This is a genomic window from Mesorhizobium sp. M8A.F.Ca.ET.208.01.1.1, from assembly GCF_004791315.1.
Taxonomy (GTDB): Bacteria; Pseudomonadota; Alphaproteobacteria; order Rhizobiales; family Rhizobiaceae; genus Mesorhizobium.
Map to the genome: position 1 here is coordinate 429,419 of NZ_SRUT01000001.1, position 17,980 is coordinate 447,398.

Annotated in this window: 16 protein-coding genes; 10 read left to right on the forward strand and 6 right to left on the reverse strand. The window is 62.7% G+C overall.

The annotated features are described in order from the left end of the window. Positions 1-630, reverse strand: coding sequence for a DUF1638 domain-containing protein (locus EN851_RS02085; protein ID WP_127871523.1), 630 nt, complete (start codon positions 628-630; stop codon positions 1-3). A gap of 52 nt (positions 631-682) precedes the next feature. Here EN851_RS02085 and EN851_RS02090 point away from each other — a divergent pair, with 52 nt between their 5' ends. Continuing rightward, positions 683-820, forward strand: coding sequence for an entericidin A/B family lipoprotein (locus EN851_RS02090; protein ID WP_019858698.1), 138 nt, complete (start codon positions 683-685; stop codon positions 818-820). Between the two features lie 81 nt (positions 821-901). On the opposite strand, the gene EN851_RS02095 is transcribed toward EN851_RS02090, so the two are convergent. Beyond that, positions 902-1,600, reverse strand: a complete 699-nt coding sequence (locus EN851_RS02095) for a B12-binding domain-containing protein (RefSeq protein ID WP_032930649.1) — start codon at positions 1,598-1,600, stop codon at positions 902-904. A gap of 288 nt (positions 1,601-1,888) precedes the next feature. Here EN851_RS02095 and EN851_RS02100 point away from each other — a divergent pair, with 288 nt between their 5' ends. The 7 genes from EN851_RS02100 to EN851_RS36135 all read left to right on the forward strand — a co-directional run bounded on the left by EN851_RS02100 (position 1,889) and on the right by EN851_RS36135 (position 9,852). Continuing rightward, a complete protein-coding gene (locus EN851_RS02100) occupies positions 1,889-3,463 on the forward strand; it encodes a trimethylamine methyltransferase family protein (protein ID WP_127278059.1) in 1,575 nt (524 codons plus the stop codon). Positions 3,464-3,560: 97 nt separating this feature from the next. After that, positions 3,561-4,241 (forward strand): hypothetical protein, encoded by a 681-nt coding sequence (locus EN851_RS02105; protein WP_135928427.1) that lies wholly within the window; start codon positions 3,561-3,563, stop codon positions 4,239-4,241. Between the two features lie 102 nt (positions 4,242-4,343). Next, a complete protein-coding gene (locus EN851_RS02110) occupies positions 4,344-5,075 on the forward strand; it encodes a dienelactone hydrolase family protein (RefSeq protein ID WP_135928428.1) in 732 nt (243 codons plus the stop codon). Positions 5,076-5,177: 102 nt separating this feature from the next. Continuing rightward, positions 5,178-6,356 carry an NAD(P)/FAD-dependent oxidoreductase gene (locus EN851_RS02115; protein ID WP_135928429.1) on the forward strand — a complete coding sequence of 393 codons (1,179 nt, stop codon included), beginning with the start codon at positions 5,178-5,180 and terminating at the stop codon, positions 6,354-6,356. A gap of 115 nt (positions 6,357-6,471) precedes the next feature. Further along, the gene (locus EN851_RS02120; RefSeq protein WP_127871520.1) at positions 6,472-7,032 is read left to right on the forward strand and encodes an RNA polymerase sigma factor; all 561 of its coding nucleotides are present in this window, start codon (positions 6,472-6,474) and stop codon (positions 7,030-7,032) included. 2 nt (positions 7,033-7,034) lie between these two features. Beyond that, positions 7,035-9,194: a von Willebrand factor type A domain-containing protein gene (locus EN851_RS02125; protein ID WP_135928430.1), complete on the forward strand. Its 2,160-nt coding sequence runs from the start codon at positions 7,035-7,037 to the stop codon at positions 9,192-9,194. A 388-nt stretch (positions 9,195-9,582) separates the two neighbouring features. Next, on the forward strand, positions 9,583-9,852 hold the full coding sequence (locus tag EN851_RS36135; RefSeq protein ID WP_167531374.1) for a hypothetical protein: 270 nt from the start codon (positions 9,583-9,585) through the stop codon (positions 9,850-9,852). A gap of 17 nt (positions 9,853-9,869) precedes the next feature. On the opposite strand, the gene bmt is transcribed toward EN851_RS36135, so the two are convergent. Both bmt and EN851_RS02145 read right to left on the reverse strand, forming a co-directional pair. Then, positions 9,870-10,892, reverse strand: a complete 1,023-nt coding sequence (gene bmt / locus EN851_RS02140) for a betaine--homocysteine S-methyltransferase (protein WP_189521746.1) — start codon at positions 10,890-10,892, stop codon at positions 9,870-9,872. A gap of 92 nt (positions 10,893-10,984) precedes the next feature. Then, complete coding sequence (locus EN851_RS02145; protein ID WP_135928432.1) at positions 10,985-11,836, reverse strand: helix-turn-helix transcriptional regulator; 852 nt, start codon at positions 11,834-11,836, stop codon at positions 10,985-10,987. Between the two features lie 230 nt (positions 11,837-12,066). On the opposite strand from EN851_RS02145, the gene EN851_RS02150 reads away from it, so the two are divergent. Beyond that, positions 12,067-13,086: a fatty acid desaturase gene (locus EN851_RS02150; protein ID WP_189521747.1), complete on the forward strand. Its 1,020-nt coding sequence runs from the start codon at positions 12,067-12,069 to the stop codon at positions 13,084-13,086. Positions 13,087-13,179: 93 nt separating this feature from the next. Then, the gene (locus EN851_RS02155) at positions 13,180-14,007 is read left to right on the forward strand and encodes a PhnD/SsuA/transferrin family substrate-binding protein (RefSeq protein ID WP_135928433.1); all 828 of its coding nucleotides are present in this window, start codon (positions 13,180-13,182) and stop codon (positions 14,005-14,007) included. Here EN851_RS02155 and EN851_RS02160 read toward each other — a convergent pair. Together EN851_RS02160 and EN851_RS02165 are read right to left on the reverse strand one after the other, a co-directional pair. After that, positions 13,972-15,327, reverse strand: coding sequence for a Xaa-Pro peptidase family protein (locus EN851_RS02160; RefSeq protein ID WP_135928434.1), 1,356 nt, complete (start codon positions 15,325-15,327; stop codon positions 13,972-13,974). The genes EN851_RS02155 and EN851_RS02160 overlap by 36 nt on opposite strands. A 9-nt stretch (positions 15,328-15,336) precedes the next feature. Beyond that, positions 15,337-17,907 (reverse strand): FAD-dependent oxidoreductase, encoded by a 2,571-nt coding sequence (locus tag EN851_RS02165; protein ID WP_135928435.1) that lies wholly within the window; start codon positions 17,905-17,907, stop codon positions 15,337-15,339. Between the last annotated feature and the right edge of the window lie 73 nt (positions 17,908-17,980).

Sequence of the window (17,980 nt, forward strand, 5' to 3'; positions counted from 1 at the left end):
TCAGGCGTTCGATGCGATCCGCGCTAGCTCCGGCGTCAGATCGCCGTAACCGGTCGAGCGGCGCTCGTAGGCGAGGCCGAGCAGGGCGGCGGCTTTTTCCGCAACCTTGTCGAGCTCAGGATCATCGGTCTGCGCCAGATAGATCAGTCTCTCGTAGTTGCCGAAATAGTCCTTGATCAGCTCCGGATGCTTGTCCAGGCCGAGCGGCTTCATGAAGAAGGCATCGAACTGACGGCACAGGAAGTCGGTCATGTAGAAAGACATCATGTCGTCGTCGGCGACCTTCGCATAGGCGTCCATGCCTTGGTAGAAGGCGAAGCAATGCGGGCCGGCCATGCGCTCGACGCCATGCTTTTCCAGCACGCGGTCAAGCAGACCGCCCGTACCGCAATCGGCATAACCGACGAAGATGTGTTCGTAACCCTCCGCCTTGGCCTTTTCGATGGCCTTGTCCATGGCCGGCGCGATGCGGTCCGGATAGAAATGAAATTCCGCCGGCAAACAGGTCAATTCCAGGTGGCTCAGCCCGAGCTGTTCCTTGACGGCCAATACCTCACGCGCAATCATTCCGCAGGCGATGACGAGCAGCCTGCCTGTCTGATTCGGTTTGGTTTTTTTCGTCTTGACCAAGTAGAACCGGCTTTCGCTGCGGGGCTATTATCTGTCGAGGGAGACACCGTCCATGAAACTGCTACGCATTGCGCCGATCGCCATCCTTGCCTGCGCGCTTGCACTCACGGCCTGCGCCAACACCATTCGGGGTGTCGGCAAGGACGTCAAATCGACGGCGAGGGCGGTCAAAGACACCGTCGCCAATTGATCGGCAGCCACGTCCCTCATCTGGGAACAAAAAAGCCGCGCTGCAAGGCGCGGCTTCTTTTTCGTCATCCCGATGCCTGGATCAGGCCGAAGCGCGCACGTTGTGCTTGCGCTTCATGAAATCCTTGGCGGTCTCGACCGCCACCGCCGCGTCGCGGCAATAGGCGTCGGCGCCGACGGCCTTGCCGAATTCCTCGTTGAGCGGCGCGCCGCCAACCAGCACGACATAGTCGTCGCGGATGCCCTTTTCCTTCATCGTGTCGATGACGACCTTCATGTAGGGCATGGTGGTGGTGAGCAGCGCCGACATGCCGATGATGTCGGGCTGGTGCTGCTCGATCGCATCGAGATACTTCTCGACAGCGTTGTTGATGCCGAGGTCGATGACGTCGAAGCCCGCGCCTTCCATCATCATGCCGACGAGGTTCTTGCCGATGTCGTGGATGTCGCCCTTGACGGTGCCGATCACCATCTTGCCCTGCTTGGGCGCGCCGGTGGCGGCGAGCAGCGGACGCAGGATGAACATGCCGGCCTTCATCGCATTGGCCGACAGCAGCACTTCGGGAACGAACAGGATGCCGTCGCGAAAGTCCTCGCCGACGATACGCATGCCTTCGACCAGCGCCTCGGTCAGCACCTTGTAAGGAGCCCAGCCGCGCTCGAGCAGGATGCGCGTACCTTCCTCGATCTCTTCCTTCAACCCGTCATAGAGATCGTCGTGCATCTGCTGCACCAACTCGTCGTCGGAAAGTTCAGAAAGGATGATCTCGTCGTCGGACATTTTAATCCAGCTCCTCACGGCATCGCGACTGTGTCGCAAGGCACAAAATAATGGCGTTCATACCTAACCCGCAACGGGCGGGTATCCATAGCTGATTTGCGACTTCCCGCAAAAGGAAAGCGACTGGAAAATCTATCGGATTTCTTGTCGATTTTGCGACAGGCGTTGGCGCGGACGGGCCGTTTCGAATAGGGTGCATGGCTACGATCCGGCGAAAGCCGCGCCATGCGGCCGCAACGGTTACGGACCGGCCATAGTCAGGCAGGCCATATTCAGGGAAGAGCGATCATGAGCGAACACGCGGCAGTCGACCAGGAAGCGTCCAACGCGCGGCGTGGGCGCGGCGCCAGCGGTGGAGCGGCGGCCCGCCGGGCCGCGCGTTCCGGCGGCGGCCCCGGCACCCAGCTCACCTACATCAAGCGCAAGATCAACGTCTACGAGGTGCTGAACGAGGAAGGCCTGGCGCTGATCGAGAAGAACACCGACACGGTGCTGGAAGAGATCGGCATCATTTTTCGCGATGACGCGGAAGCGCTGCAATTGTGGAAAGAGGCCGGCGCCGACGTCAAGGGCGAGCGCGTGCATTTTCCCAAGGGGCTCTGCCGTTCGCTCCTGAAGACCGCGCCGTCCATCTATACCCAGCATGCCCGCAATTCGGAGCGCTCGGTGCAGATCGGCGGCAATGCGACCGTGTTCGCGCCGGTCTATGGTCCGCCCTTCGTGCGTGATCTCGACGGCGTCAGGCGCTATGCGACGATCGAGGATTTCCAGAATTTCGTGAAGCTCGCCTATATGGCGCCGTCGATCCACCATTCGGGCGGCACGGTGTGCGAGCCGGTCGACGTGCCGGTCAACAAGCGCCATCTCGACATGGTCTACGCACACATCAAATATTCCGACAAGCCGTTCATGGGTTCGGTGACCGCGCCGGAGCGCGCCGAGGACACTGTGGCGATGGCCAAGCTGGTGTTCGGCGACGACTTCGTCGAGAACAACACGGTGCTGACCAGCCTGATCAACGCCAACTCGCCGATGGTGTTCGACGAGACCATGCTTGGCGCCCTGAAAGTCTATTCGCGGCATAACCAGGCCTGCATCGTCACGCCGTTCATCCTCGCCGGTGCGATGAGCCCGGTGACGGTGGCCGGCACGCTGACGCAGGTCCTGGCCGAAGTGCTGGCCGGCGCATCGTTCACGCAGCTGATCCGTCCGGGCGCGCCGGTGCTGTTCGGTACCTTCGCCTCGTCGATATCGATGCAGTCGGGCGCGCCGACCTTCGGCACGCCGGAACCGTCGCTGGTTTCCTATGGCGCCGCGCAACTCGCCCGCCGCCTCGGACTGCCGTTCCGCACCGGCGGCTCGCTCTGCGCGTCCAAGGTTCCGGATGCACAGGCGGCCTATGAAAGCGCCAACACGCTGAACTCGACCATTCTCGCCGGCACCAATTTCGTGCTGCATTCGGCCGGCTGGCTCGAGGGCGGGCTGGCGTCCTGCTATGAAAAATTCATGATGGATATCGACCAGCTCGGCATGCAGCAGAAATTCTGCGAAGGCGTCGACCTGTCGGAAAACGGCCAGGCGATGGATGCCATCCGCCAGGTCGGCCCGGGCAGCCACTATCTCGGCTGCGACCATACCCAGGCCAATTTCCAGACCGCCTTCTACCGCTCGTCGATCGCCGACAACAACTCCTATGAGCAGTGGCTGGCCGAAGGCCAGAAGACCGCCCCGCAGCGTGCTAACGATCTCGCCCGCCGCTGGCTGGAGGCTTACGAGGCGCCGCACCTTGATGAAGGCATCGACGAAGCCCTGAAGGACTTCATCGCCAAGAAGAAGGGGTCGATGCCCGACGCCTTCACCTGAAAGGAGCCCGAGTCAGGCGGGGCTAAAGTCGCCAACATCATCCACAAGGAAGTCTGGCGGAGCGCGTTCTCCGATCCGGACAAGAAGGGGTGATTGCGTGGGCGGCATGATCGAGGAGATCACGGCCGCGCTTGGCGCCAACGGCTTGATCCTTCGTGGTGGTTTCAGGCTCGGCGATGACGAGGTGGCGCCAGCCGGATTTTCCGGCGCTCCAGCCAAATCGGTGCTGCTGGTCGGGCAGGCGGGCGCCGCGCCGTGGCCGTACTTCCTGCGGTGGCGTGAGAAGCAGCCACCGTCCGCCATCAATCCGCTCGACACATGGTCGCGCGCGGTCATCGGCGCCGTGGCCGACGATTTCGGCGCGCGTGCTGTGTCGCCTTCGGACCGCCCGTATCTGCCGTTCCAGCGATGGGCGATGCGGGCCGAGGGGCTGAGACCGTCGCCGCTCGGCATCCTGATGCATCCGAAATATGGGCTCTGGCACGCCTATCGCGGCGCATTGCTGTTCGATCGGGAGATCGCGACCCCCGAAGCTGACACAGCGATTCACCTTTGCGACGCATGCATCGAAAAACCCTGCCTGAAATCCTGTCCAGTTGGCGCCTATTCGGTGGACGGCTTCGCGCACCAGGCGTGCCTGGCGCATGTGCGCGGCACGGATGGTGCGCCTTGCCGCGCCGAAGGCTGCCTCGACCGCAACGCCTGTCCCTACGGCGCTGAGCATCGCTATCCGGCCCATGTCCAGGCTTTCCACATGGCGGCGTTCGCCGGGCTGTAGGGTTCCTCCGAACGCACGGAAACTTGACTGCGATCGAGAGGTCGCGGCTTGCCCTGGCGGGCGACGCGGATATCTATCGCCTGGCAACCGGCGGAGCGCGCAATGACGAAGCAGGACATCGAGATCAAGACCTTGGACGGCACGGCGAAGGCACGGCTGTTTCGTCCAGCCGCGCCCGCCAGGGCCGGCGTCATCCTCTACATGGATATTTTCGGTCCGCGTCCGGTGCTCGACCAGATGGCCGAGCGCCTCGCCGGGCATGGCTATGCCGTGCTGGTGCCCGATCTCTTTTACCGCTATGCGCCCTATGGCCCGTTCGATCCCAAAACCGCCTTTGCCGAGGCAAAGACCAAGGCCCTGCTGTTGATGCTGAGCGGCGGCACGACGCAGGGCATGACCATCCGCGACAGCAGCGCCTTCCTCGATGCTCTGGCCGCCGAGAGGATCGCCGGACCTGTTGGTGTCGTCGGCTATTGCATGGGCGGCGCGCGGGCGCTCAACGCCGCCGCGACCTATCCCGACAGGATCCGGGCCGCCGCCAGTTTCCATGGCGGCAACCTCGCCAGCGATGCCGCCGACAGTCCGCACCGCAAGGCGGCTTCCATCAAGGCGCGCATCTATGTCGGTATGGCGGGCGTCGACCGGAGCTTTCCGCCGGAACAGTCGACGAGGCTGGAAGAGGCGCTGCGGAATGCTGAAGTCGACCACACGATCGAGAATTATGTCGGCATGGCGCATGGCTGGTGTGTGCCCGACCATAGTGTCTTCAATGCAGCCGGTGCCGAGCGGCATTGGAAGCGATTGACGGATTTGTTCGCCGAAACGCTGGTCTGAGCCTTCGCCACCCTGTTGGCCGCGCGCCACATTGGAGGTATCAGGCGGGATGACCGGCTCGCCCGCTAAAGCGGCGCGGGTCATGCGGGAACGATAAGCCTGATGCAATCCTATGGTGTCGTGATCATTGGCGCCGGCGCCGCCGGAATGATGTGCGCCGTGGAGGCCGCCAAGCGCGGCCGTTCGGTGCTAGTCCTCGATCATGCGGCGGCACCTGGCGAAAAGATCCGCATCTCCGGCGGCGGTCGGTGCAATTTCACCAACATCCATACGAGCCCGAAGAATTTTATCTCGAGGAATCCGCATTTCTGCACCTCGGCGCTCAGCCGCTATACGCAGCGCGACTTCATTGCGCTCGTCGAACGCTACGGCATTGCCTATCACGAGAAGACACTGGGGCAGCTGTTTTGTGACGGCTCGGCGCGCCAGATCATCGACATGCTGGTCTCGGAAATGCAGGGCAGGGGCGCAGAGCTGGTATTGTCGACTTCCGTCGAGACCGTCAGCAAAACCGAGGAAGGATTTGAACTCAGGCTTTCCACCGGCTCGGTCTCTTGCCGGTCCCTGGTGGTGGCCTGTGGCGGCAAGTCGATCCCCAAGATGGGCGCGACGGGCTTCGGCTACGAACTTGCCGATCGGTTTGGCCTTGCCGTCGTCGAAACACGGCCTGCCCTGGTGCCGCTGACCTTCGATGCAAAAACGCTCGAGCGGCTTTCGCCCCTGGCCGGGAACGCCGTCGACGCCGAGATTGCCTGCGGCAAGGCGCGGTTCTCCGAGGCGATGCTGTTCACGCATCGCGGCGTCAGCGGGCCATCCATCCTGCAGATCTCATCCTATTGGCGAGAGGGTGATGAAATCCGCATCGCCATGCTGCCGGGCACGGACGTGGCTGAGCTCCTCCGCGCCGCCAAGCGCGGCAATGGCCGGCAAGCGGTGCAGACCGTGCTGGCAAATCACTTGCCGAAACGGCTTGCCCAAGCGATAGCCGAGCGAACCGGGCTCAATGGCAATCTTGCCGATCTTTCCGAGGCCCAGGTCAAAACCGTCGAGGCCGCGGTCAACGACTGGCGCATCAAGCCAGCCGGTTCGGAAGGCTACCGGACGGCCGAAGTGACGCTCGGCGGGGTGGACACCAACGGGCTCGACCAGAAGACGATGCGGGTGAAATCGATACCCGGCCTGTTCTTCATCGGCGAGGTCGTCGACGTCACGGGCTGGCTCGGCGGCTATAATTTCCAGTGGGCATGGTCGTCGGGCTGGGCGGCGGGCCAGGCGTGTTGACATTCAGGTGAGGCCGGCCTGACCTGAACCTCAACAGGGGCAAAAGGCCCTTTTCGAAAAAAATCTTTCCATCACCCCAAGGATTAGCCATTAGCCTTCGTCCAACAGGCAAATGATGGCGATGATGCTGGATGAGAGCGAAGCCTCCGACGCCGAACTGATCGGGCGGGCGAAGGGCGGAGACAGGGGGGCCTTCGGCAAATTGCTGGAGCGTCACTACGACTTCGTCTATCGCGCCGCCTATCGCTGGTGCGGCAGGAAGGCCGATGCCGAAGACATCGCCCAGGAAGTCTGCGTCCGGCTCGGCAAGGCGATCCGCGATTATCGCGGCGGCGGTGCGTTCACGACATGGCTTTATACCATGACGATGAACGCCGCGCGCGATATGATGCGCAAGACCGCGCGCGAGACGGTCAAGACCGAGGCCTATGGCGTCCATGCGCTGATTTCGGGTGAGGCCCCGGCCGAGAGCGAAGACCCTGCCGAAGCGCTGTGGGCGGCGGTGCGGCAATTGCCGGACAAGCAGCGCGATGCCGTGATGCTTGTCTATGGCGAAGGCTTGAGCCACGCGGCCGCCGCCGAGGCGATGGCGATCTCGGAGACGACGGTTTCCTGGCACATCCATGAAGCGAAGAAACGGCTGAAGACGTTGATGCGTTCAGCCGGGGAAGTGTGACCATGGTCGACGACAACGAACTCAGAAAGCTGCGTGACGCAGCAATACCCGCACCCGGCGAGAGCGCGAAGGCGCGTGCCTTCGAGGCCGCCCTGCGCGCCTACGACCAGGAAAATATTTCTGCTGTCACCCAAGGATCGGCCGGCGGCCTTCGTCTCACAGAGCGAGCACAAAAGCTCTGGAGCGAGATCATGCAAAAGAAACTCATTGCCACGCCGGCCCTTGCCGGGCTCGTCGCCCTGCCGATCGCCGGATACGCCACCTTCCATGTGCTGAGGGAACAGCCGCCCAAATTTGGCGGCGACCAGAAGATCACCGAAACGCTGGCCGACAAGCCGGCTACCGTGAAGCCGACCACCGCCGAGCCGAAGCAGGCCCCGACGGAACTGGCGAAAGACAAGAAGGCCGACGCGGATGTGGAAAGCCGCGATGCCAGCGACGCGCTTGCGCCACCAGCCTCGCCGCCGCAGCCGCAGACGACTGCCGCAGGCGGCGTGGCGCAGCAGGACGGACGCACGCGTGACGTGACGCCGAATGAGGCCCCGGCAACGGTCAACGAACCCGAGTCGGCCACTTTGCGGGCTTACAAGCCAGCGCCGGCCCCGACAGGCGAGTTCGCGGTCGACGGCACGACAAGCGCGCCGTCGCGGGTTGCCCGCATGCCGGCTGCCGAATCCAAGCTGATGGCGCCGCAGCCGACCGCACCGGCGGATCAGATCGCGCCGCAAGAGGAAAACCGCAACCGCATCGAGGACTTCAAGACCAATCCGGTGCATGCGGCCCTGCAAGACCCGGTCTCGACCTTCTCGATCGATGTCGACACCGCCTCCTATTCCTTCGTGCGCCGTTCGTTGAAGGAAGGGTCGGTTCCGCAGGCCGACACGGTCCGGGTCGAGGAGATGATCAATTACTTCCCCTATGACTGGAAGGGGCCGGACTCGGCATCGACGCCGTTCAACTCGACCGTCAGCGTCATGCCGACGCCGTGGAACGAGCACACCAAGCTGATGCATGTCGCCATCAAAGGGTTCGACATCAAGCCGACCGAGCAGCCGAAGGCCAATCTGGTCTTCCTGATCGATGTCTCGGGCTCGATGGACGAGCCGGACAAGCTGCCGCTGCTCAAATCGGCATTCCGTCTGCTGGTCAGCAAGCTGAAGGTCGACGACACGATCTCCATCGTCACCTATGCCGGAGAGGCCGGCACCGTGCTGATGCCGACCAAGGCGGCCGAAAAGGACAAGATCCTCAACGCCATCGACAATCTGACGCCCGGCGGTTCGACGGCCGGCGAGGCCGGCATCAAGGAGGCCTACAAGCTTGCCCAGCAATCCTTCGTCAAGGATGGCGTCAACCGGGTGATGCTGGCCACCGATGGCGACTTCAATGTCGGCCAGAGCGACGACGATGATCTGAAGCGCCTGATCGAACAGGAGCGCAAGTCGGGTGTCTTCCTGTCGGTGTTCGGCTTCGGCCACGACAATCTGAACGACCAGATGATGCAGACCATCGCACAGAACGGCAACGGCACCGCCGCCTATATCGACACGCTGGCCGAGGCGGAGAAGGTGCTGGTCAAGGATGCCTCCTCGACCCTGTTCCCGATCGCCAAGGATGTGAAGATCCAGGTTGAGTTCAACCCGAGCAAGGTCTCGGAATACCGCCTGATCGGCTACGAGACTCGGGCGCTCAACCGCGAGGATTTCAACAATGACCGCGTGGATGCCGGCGACATCGGCTCGGGCCATTCGGTCACCGCGATCTATGAGATCACGCCCAAAGGCAGTGGCGGCGAGCAGATCGATCCGCTGCGCTATGGTCAGGCCACGGTCAACAATGGCGGCGTTGCCAATGCGGACGAATATGCCTTCGTCAAGATACGCTACAAGCTGCCCAACGAGGACGTCTCGAAGCTGATCACCACGCCGGTGACCTCTGCCAACGAGGTGGCTTCCTTCGACCAGGCGAGCACCGACCAGCGTTTCTCCGTCGCGGTGGCGGCCTTCGGCCAGAAGCTGCGCGACGAGGATGCGACCGCGAAGCTCGGCTACGACAAGATCATGGAGATTGCCACTGCCGCCCGAGGAGCCGACCCGTTTGGGTACAGGTCCGAGTTCCTTTCGCTTGTGCGCCTTGCCTCGGCGCTGGGCGGTAACCGGTAGTGGCGATGAAGGCCGGCTTCTTTCAGATGATGGGATCGTTCTGATAGCCGGCCCACGGGCGGGTGAGGCAGGCCGGCGAGGGATACTTTCCCTTGCCGGCCTTTTTTTCGGATCTGTTGATATTCAGGTGATGCCGGCCTGCAAACAGTGGCTTCCTGCGCTTCCGGTGCTCACGTACTTAAGTACGCTCCCTGCGCTTCCGGTGCTCACGTACTTAAGTACGCTCCGCTCCGGTTCTCGAAAGTCACTGTTTTCGGCTCGGCCTGACCTGAATCTCAACAGATCCTAGGGCAGCGCGCCGGATCGTTAAATTGCGCTGCATTTCCGGTACCGGATAGCAATTTCCTCTCGCTACACCGGTCATGTCTAAGGCTTGAGGGAGCCGGAATTGCAGATCAGAACCATCGCCAACTCGACTCCGCCGGCACGGGATGCTTCGGCGGTTTCATCAGCCCCGTCAGCCGAATCCAGACGCATCAGCGATGATGTCGCGCAGGCGCGTCACACCGCCATGTCGGCGCTGACCAATGACCGCTTCCGCGCCATGCTGGAGCAGATTACCGATCCGGGCGCATCGGGTGTGCTGGCGACAATGCGCGGCGACAATGTCGTCGATTTCAGGTCGGCGCAGTCGAGCTACGCCGACAACAGCGAATAGCCGCAAAAGAAATCGCGTCAGGCCCGGCCGCGCCGCCGCTCGCGGCGGGCTTCGCTGGTCTCGGCGGTGTTTGCCGTCGCCACCTTGTTGCGCATCGGACCGATGCGCTCGACGATTTTTTCGACCGTCGGACGATCCGCCCTGGTGTGGGCGTCGAGCGCCTTGCGCATCGCGGCAAGATGCTGAAACGAAGTGCCGCAGCAGCCGCCGATGATTTTGGCTCCGCCATCCACAGCGAGCCGGACATAGTCGGCCATCAATTCCGGCGTGCCGGAATAGTGGATTTCGGTGCCACGGAATTCGGGAATGCCGCAATTGCCCTTGACGATGACGGTCGCCTCCGGCTTCGCCTGCGTCATATCGAGCAGCGAAGCCAGGATGTCGGAGGCGCCGACGCCGCAATTGGCGCCAACGCCGAGCGGTGCCTGCGACAGGCCGTCGGCGACGCCGTGGATATCTTTCGGCAGCAGGCCCATCATGGTGCGGCCGGCGGTGTCGAACGACCCGGTATAGGTGTAGGGCAGGCCGACGCGGATGGCGGCCTCGGCGGCGGCGCGGATCTCGTCGGGCGCCGACATGGTCTCGATCCAGGCGACTTCGGCGCCACCTTCCTTGAGGCCCTCGATCTGTTCGGCAAAGGCGTCGACCGCCTCGTCATAAGTCATGGCGCCAAGCGGCACCAGCAATTCGCCGGTCGGGCCGACCGAACCGGCGACGATCACCTTGCGGCCTGCCTTGTCGGCGACGGCACGGGCGATTTCGGCGGCGCGCTTGTTCAGCGCATGCACGCGGTCCTGGGCATGGTGGAGCTTCAGCCGGTGGCGGGTGCCGCCGAAGGAGTTGGTCAGGATGATGTCGGCGCCGGCGTCGACGAAATTCTGGTGCAGGCTGGTGATGGTGTCGGGCGCGGTTTCGTTCAGCAGTTCCGGCGCCTCGCCGGCCTCCAGACCCATGGCGAACAGATTGGTGCCGGTGGCGCCATCGGCCAGCAGCACGCCCTTTTCAGCCAGCAGGGCTTCGATCGGATTGCTCGTCGTCATCGGATTGGCTTTCATGTCTTGAAATTCGAATAAGGATATAAAGAAGTCTTTATGTCTAGTCAATGAAATTGCGATGTAGAGCGCGCTCAGGCTTAGCCTGATGCGAACGACATGCCGGCCAGGTTGCGGGCGAAGGCGGCAGCCTCATGCGGGTTGATGTCTGCGGCACGGATCAGATTGTCGAAATGCTGTGTCAGCGCCTGGACCGGCTGCGTGGCGTTCAGCACCACATACATGTCTCCGACATAGATGGCGGCGCGATAGGGACCGAAGATGGTGAGCGGGATGGAATAGCGCATGCGGCCGTCATAGAGGAACAGGCGGAAGGTCGGATAGAGGTCGTCGAGCAGCGTCGCCATATGGGCAAGTTGCTGCTGGCGGTCGGCTGCCGGGAAACGGTCCCACACCCCGAGGCCGCGGGCGAAGATTTCCAGCGTGTGGCGCGGCATGCAGACTTCCATGTCGGTTTCCGGACGCCGGTTGTATTCGATGCGGTATTGCGTCTCGCTGGCCTGCGCCAGGCGGCTCCTGTTGGTGATGTTGGCCTCGTAGTCGACGAGCGCGCGGGTGCGCAGGAGATCGGGAATGCCGGCCGGCACATAACGGATCTTGGTGCCGGCGGCTTCAGCGAACCATTTGGCGAGCAGCGTGCGGTCGAAGCCGTCGGGCGCTTCCTCGATTTCGAGGCTCTCGCGGATTTCGCCGGTTACGCCTTCGTCCTGGCTCAAGCCGAGCAGCCAGTCCAGCGACACCTTGAATTCGGCGGCTATGTTGAGCAGCGTTTCGGCTCGCGGCAGGCGGGTCGACGCGCCCGACATCAGCTGCGACAGCGCCGACCGATCGATGCCGACCGCTGACGCGAACGCCGACTGATTGAGATCCGAGCGTGTCAGGAGGAGCTTCAGACGCTCCCGAAAGATCGTCGACAGATCGCGCTTGTCCATGGCCTTGCTCCCGTCTTCCGGAGGAAAAATTTGCGCCGAAGCCCCTGCAGCAGGGCTCCGAGGCGTAAATGAATCCCTAAGATTGTTTACAATGTACAACATATGCAGTCAAAAATGCGCAATCGCAACATTTTGTGCACTTTGTCGCGTTGAGTGGAATCACTTCTCCTGACACAATGCTGTCAGGAACCATTTGGGGTTCCGGCGACTGAGGGACAGTGGTCGATAGCATGGCAAGCATACCAGGCAAGAGCATCCGTCGAAGCAGCAAACCGGCCATCGAATGGCCGACCGTGGTCCTCACTTTCTTCTGCTACGGCACGTGGTTCGCCGCCGGCCTCTTCCTCTGGCCATCCTATCCCATCCTGGCCCTTGTCGTCATGGCCGTTACATTGGCTCTGCAGTCCTCGATCATGCATGAGGTGCTTCATGGTCACCCGACCCGCAACGCTTTGGTCAATGAGGCCTTCGTCTTCCTGCCGATCGGTCTTGCGTGGCCGTTCCGCCGCTTCAAGACCATTCACCTGCGCCACCATGCGGACGAGCGCCTGACCGATCCGCTGGACGATCCCGAGAGCTATTACCAGGCGCTCTGGATGCACGAAGAAATGCCGCCGCTGATGAAATTCGTGCTGAAGGTCAACAACACCATGGCTGGTCGTCTGGTGCTCGGCCCGTGGCTGTCCTGCATCGGCTTCTTCATCGACGATGCCAAGCATGTGATTGCCGGCGACAAGGCGATCCGCAAGGCCTGGCTGCTGCATGCGATCGGCCTTGCCGTGGTGCTGCCGGTCGTGCAGTTCGGGTTCGGCATGCCGGTTTGGCTCTATGTGCTGGTGCCGGTGTGGCTCGGCCAGTCGCTGATCTCGATCCGCACCTATGCCGAGCATCAGTGGTCGGAGCATCCGGAAGGCCGCACGGTGATCGTCGAGCGCTCGCCGCTGTCGTTCCTGTTCCTCAACAACAATCTGCACTTCGTCCATCACAAGAGCCCGACGATCGCCTGGTACCGGCTGCCGAAGCTGTTTCGTGACCGGCGCGAGGAATGGCTGCGGATGAACAATGGCTATGCCTACCCGAACTATTTCGCGCTGCTCAAATCCTATGCCTTCAAGGCCAAGGAGCCGATCGTGCATCCGGTGCTGCGGCGTGCGCCCGAGCCAGGCAGGGCGTTCAAGCCGCGCGTCAGGGCGCGCAACATCAATGGACTTGGCACGGTGCCGGTCCCGGCCGAGCCACCCAAGGAATAGGATCCGCCGATAGGGTGGATGCCGTGTCGGCCAATTCTGATTGGGCGCCGCGTTTTTGCGAACTTTTTTCGAGGCATGTGGTTTGATATCGGCATGAGCGAATTGATTGCGGCGTTGCCGATGTACGACTGGCCCGAAGTGCGCGACGAGGTCGACGCGCAATGGGCGTCGTTGCGCGATGCTTTCCGGCCTAGGGGTATCGATGCGCCGCAATCCATCGTGCGGCGCAACGCTGACCTGCCCGCCGTGCCAGGCGGTATCCACGACGCCCAGGGGGGGCTGATCGCTCCGGATCCGGCGACGCTGCCACCGGACGAGCTCGATTTCCACAAGCTCTGGCTTCATCCGGCGCTGCTGTTCGCGCAGACCTGCTGGGGGCCGATGGAGCTCGGTCTGTCGCGGCATGTGCAGGTGGTCGGCCAGCCAAGCTATGACGCCTATGAGGGCGGACAGGGCGAGCTCTATTCCAGCGCGCTGGTGATGCGCTCGGGCGAGGGGCCAGAGGTTCGGTCACCCGCCGACGGCAAGGCCTTACTGCCGCTCGATCTCATCCGAGGCAAGCGCTTCACCTTCAACAGCCTCGATTCCATGTCGGGCATCATCGCGCTGACGCGCGACCTGGAAGCGGTCGGCGAAAACCTGGACATCTTTTCATCGCGTGGCGAAAGCGGCGGCCATCGCGACTCGATCGTGGCGGTCGCCGAAGGCATGGCGGATGTCGCCGCGCTCGATTGCGAAAGCTGGGCGCTGGCACAACGCTTCGAGCCGGCGGCGCGCAAGGTCGTGATCGTCGGCTGGACAGCACGGCGCAAAGGTCTGCCGTTCATCACCGCGAAAACGACGCCGGAAAAGACCGTGCGCGCGATGCGCGAGGCGCTTGCCGGCCTAGCCGAGCAGCCGCTGATCCAACGGGTAGGTTGAAAGTTTTTCGTTGCCGGTCTCGGTGATCAGGATTTGCTCCTCGATCTTGACGCCTTCGCCGCCGCCGAGCCGGCCGATATAGCTCTCCACGCACAGCACCATGTCTGGTTCCAGCACACCGTCGGGCGTATCGGATGTCCAGTCGCTGGCATGCGGCAAGGTCGGGTATTCGTCGGCAAGTCCGACGCCGTGGTAGAGAACGCCGTAGCGGGTCGGGAAGCAGTCTCCTGGCGGCACTGCTGAGCGTTCGACAAGGTCGCGGAAGGAGATGCCGGGCTGCATCAGTGCCGTGTTGTGTTCGATCTGATCGGCGGCGATGCGGAACAGGTCGCGCTGTTTGTTGGTCGGCTTTATATCGCCGCAGAGCCAAGTGCGTGAGAGATCGGCGCAGAAGCCGTAGGGGCCGATCAGGTCGGTGTCGAAGGCGACAAGATCGCCTGATACAATGATCCGCGACGAGCATTCCTGGAACCACGGATTGGTGCGCGGTCCCGATGTCAGCAGCCGCGTTTCGATCCATTCGCCGCCGCGCGCGATGTTGCCGCGATGCAGTTCGGCCCACAATTCGTTCTCGGAGATGCCGGGCTTCAACGCCTGTTCCATCTCGCCCATCGCCGCCTCGCAAGCGACAATGGCGCGGCGCATGGCAAGGATTTCGTCCGGTGATTTGATCAGCCGGGCATTTTCCATCACGGCTTCGCCATTGCCGATGGAGATACCAAGGCGGTGGAGCTCTTCGACGCCTTCCGGATTGATGTGGTCGACGGCGATGCGGTTGTTGCCGCCGCCGTGCTCCCTGACCAGATCGGCGATGCCGGCGGCCCAGCGGCGGACTTTGTGCTCGGTCAGTTCGCCGCCATAGAGATACATCCATGAAATGGCGGGGCGGACTTCATCGACGACACCGGAGTGGTCGGAAAGATGCTCGCAGGAAAAGTAGTCGAACAGAACCACCGGCCCGTCGGTGGCGACGAAGCAATGCCGCGTCGGATTGTGCGCCACCCAGAGCTGCATGTTGGTGCTGTCGGTCGCATAGCGGATATTGACCGGGTCGTAGAGCAGGGCGCCGGCATAGCCGCGGCGCTTCAGCTCGGCGCGAATGCGGTCGAGCCGATATTGCCGCATGGCGGGCAGGTCGGGAGCGGCAATGTCTGCCGCGGCCCATTCCGCTTCAGCCACCGCGCCATAACCCAGCACATGCTGGTTGAGCCCAGCGGCCTTCTGTCGTGAGGCGTCGCGCAGCGCCTCGATCGAGCCTGATACAAAAGGCATGATCTTGCGGTGGCGGCCGAAGCTTCCCTTTGGCGCCGCGCTGTCCATGGCGAAACCTCAGCTCCGCATCTTCTCGCCACTCGGGTCGAAGGGCGCCTCGACATTGATGCGGGCCGGACGCCGGTGACCGAGGATTTCGATCTCGAACAGGCCGGCGCTTTCATCCTCGGCGAGTGCCGCCGGCACATAGCCTTGCGCCATCGATTTCTGCACGTAATGCGCATAGCCGCCCGACGTCACCCAGCCGACCACGCGCCAGTCGCCGTCGACGATGCCGCGCACGGCGGACGCGCCTTCGGCGGCCTTTGAACCGCGTATTTCCTTGCCTGAAGTGTCGAAGCGCGGCGCGCCGTAGCCATGCGGCTTTTCGACGGTGCCGTAATCCTTGCTGACCTTGGCCCAGATCGGCTCGTCGCCCATCACGTCGGCATCGGCCGCGTCGACGATGAAAGAGACGCGGCGCAGTTTTGGGCCTTCCGCCTGTTCCTTGGCGGCGGCTTGACGACCGATGAAATCGTTCTTCTCGAGCTTGATGAAGCGGTCCATCGAACCTTCAAACGGGCCATAGATCGGCCGCAGCTCGCGGAACCAGGTCGGGAAGTTCTTTTCCAGGCGCATGGACAGCAAGGCGCGCATGCCGAAATCGACGATGCCGAATTCCTCCCCGGCATCCTTGATCGCCTTATAGACCAGGCGCTCGTAGGCCGGCGCCATCCAGATTTCGTAGCCGAGGTCGCCGGTGTAGGTGATGCGGTTGACCAGGCACGGTGCGCCGCCGACCGCCATTTCGCGGAAATCCATGAAACGGAAAACCTTGGTCGAAATGTCGACATCGACCAGCTTCTGCAGGAGGTCACGCGACTTCGGCCCGGCGATGGAGAGGCCGACCAATGTCTGGTCGAAGCGATGAATGCGGACCGAACCATCCTTCGGCAGATGCTTTTCGAACCAGCGCATGTGGTACTTCTGCGCGGCCGACGAACCCCAGATCATGAAGCGGTCTTCGCCAGCCTTGGCGATGGTGAAGTCGCCGATCAGCTTGCCGAATTCGTTGATCATCGGCGTCAGCACGATGCGGCCGGTCTTCGGCATGCGGTTGGTCATCAGCCGGTTGAGGAACTCTTCCGCACCCGGCCCCGATACTTCGTATTTGGCGAAGTTGGCGATTTCGGTGACGCCGACCCTTTCACGGGTGGCGCGCACTTCCTCGCCGATCGGCCCAAAATCGTTGGAGCGGTGGAAGGAGACGATGTCCTTCGGCTCCTTGCCCTTGGGCGCGAACCAGAGCGGTGTCTCGAGGCCCCACGAGTCGCCCATGACGGCGTTGTTGGCGAGCATGGTGTCATAGAGCGGCGTCGTCTGCGCCGGACGTGCGGCCGGCAGTTCCTCGTTGGGGAAGCGGATGGAGAAGCGCCTGGAATAATTTTCGCGCACCTTGGCGTTGGTGTAGCGCAGGCCGGCCCATTCGCCGAAGCGGGCGACATCCATGCCCCAGACGTCGAAGCCCGGATCGCCATGGACCATCCAATTGGAGAGAGCGAGGCCAACGCCGCCGCCCTGGCTGAAGCCGGCCATAACAGCGCAGGCGCACCAGAAATTGGTCAGGCCCTGCACCGGGCCGACCAGCGGGTTGCCGTCGAGCGCGAAGGTGAAGGGGCCGTTGATGATCTGCTTGATGCCGGCCTTTTCGATACCGGGGAAATGCTTGAAGCCGATTTCGAGCGACGGCGCGATGCGGTCGAGATCGGGCGGCAGCAGTTCATGGCCGAAATCCCACGGTGTGTTGACCGGCGACCACGGCTTGCAGGCCTTCTCGTAAGTGCCGAGCAGGATGCCGTTGCGTTCCTGGCGGGTGTAGATCTCGCCCTTGAAGTCAAGCACTCCGATCATTTCGCGGCCGGTCGACTTGTTGAATTCCTCGACCTCCGGCATCGGCTCGGTCAGGAGATACATGTGCTCCATGGCCAGCACCGGCAGCTCGACGCCGACCATGCGGCCGATCTCGCGCGCCCACAGGCCACCGCAGTTGACGACATGTTCAGCGTGAACCGTGCCCTGTTCGGTGACGACGTTCCAGGTGCCGTCCGGCTGCTGCGTCAGGTCGACGACGCGGTTGCGCAGCACGATCTCGGCGCCGAGTTTCTTGGCCGCCTTGGAGTAGGCGATGGTGGTGCCGGAGGGGTCGAGATGGCCTTCGACCGGATCCCACATCGCGCCGACGAAATTGGTCTCGTCCATCAGCGGGAACATCGCCTTGGCCTCGGACGGCGTGATCAGCTCGGTGTCCATGCCGAGATAGCGGCCCTTGGCGTGGGCAAGGCGCAGGAAATCCATGCGCTCGGGCGTATCGGCCATCATCACGCCGCCGGTCAGGTGCAGCGAGCAGGATTGGCCCGAAATCTCCTCGATCTCCTTGTAGAGCTGGACGGTGTAGGCCTGGAGCTTGGCGACGTTCGGATCGCCGTTCAGCGTATGAAAGCCGCCCGCCGCGTGCCAGGACGAGCCCGAGGTCAGCTCGGACCGCTCGATCAGCATGATGTCGGTCCAGCCGGCCTTGGCCAGGTGATAGAGCACCGAACAGCCGACGACACCACCGCCGATGACAACCGCTTTTACATGGGATTTCATGAAGATAGGTCCGTTTTTGTGTAAATTGAATCAGTTGGTTCAGTTCGCCGCGAGCGGCCTCGACTTTGGAAGT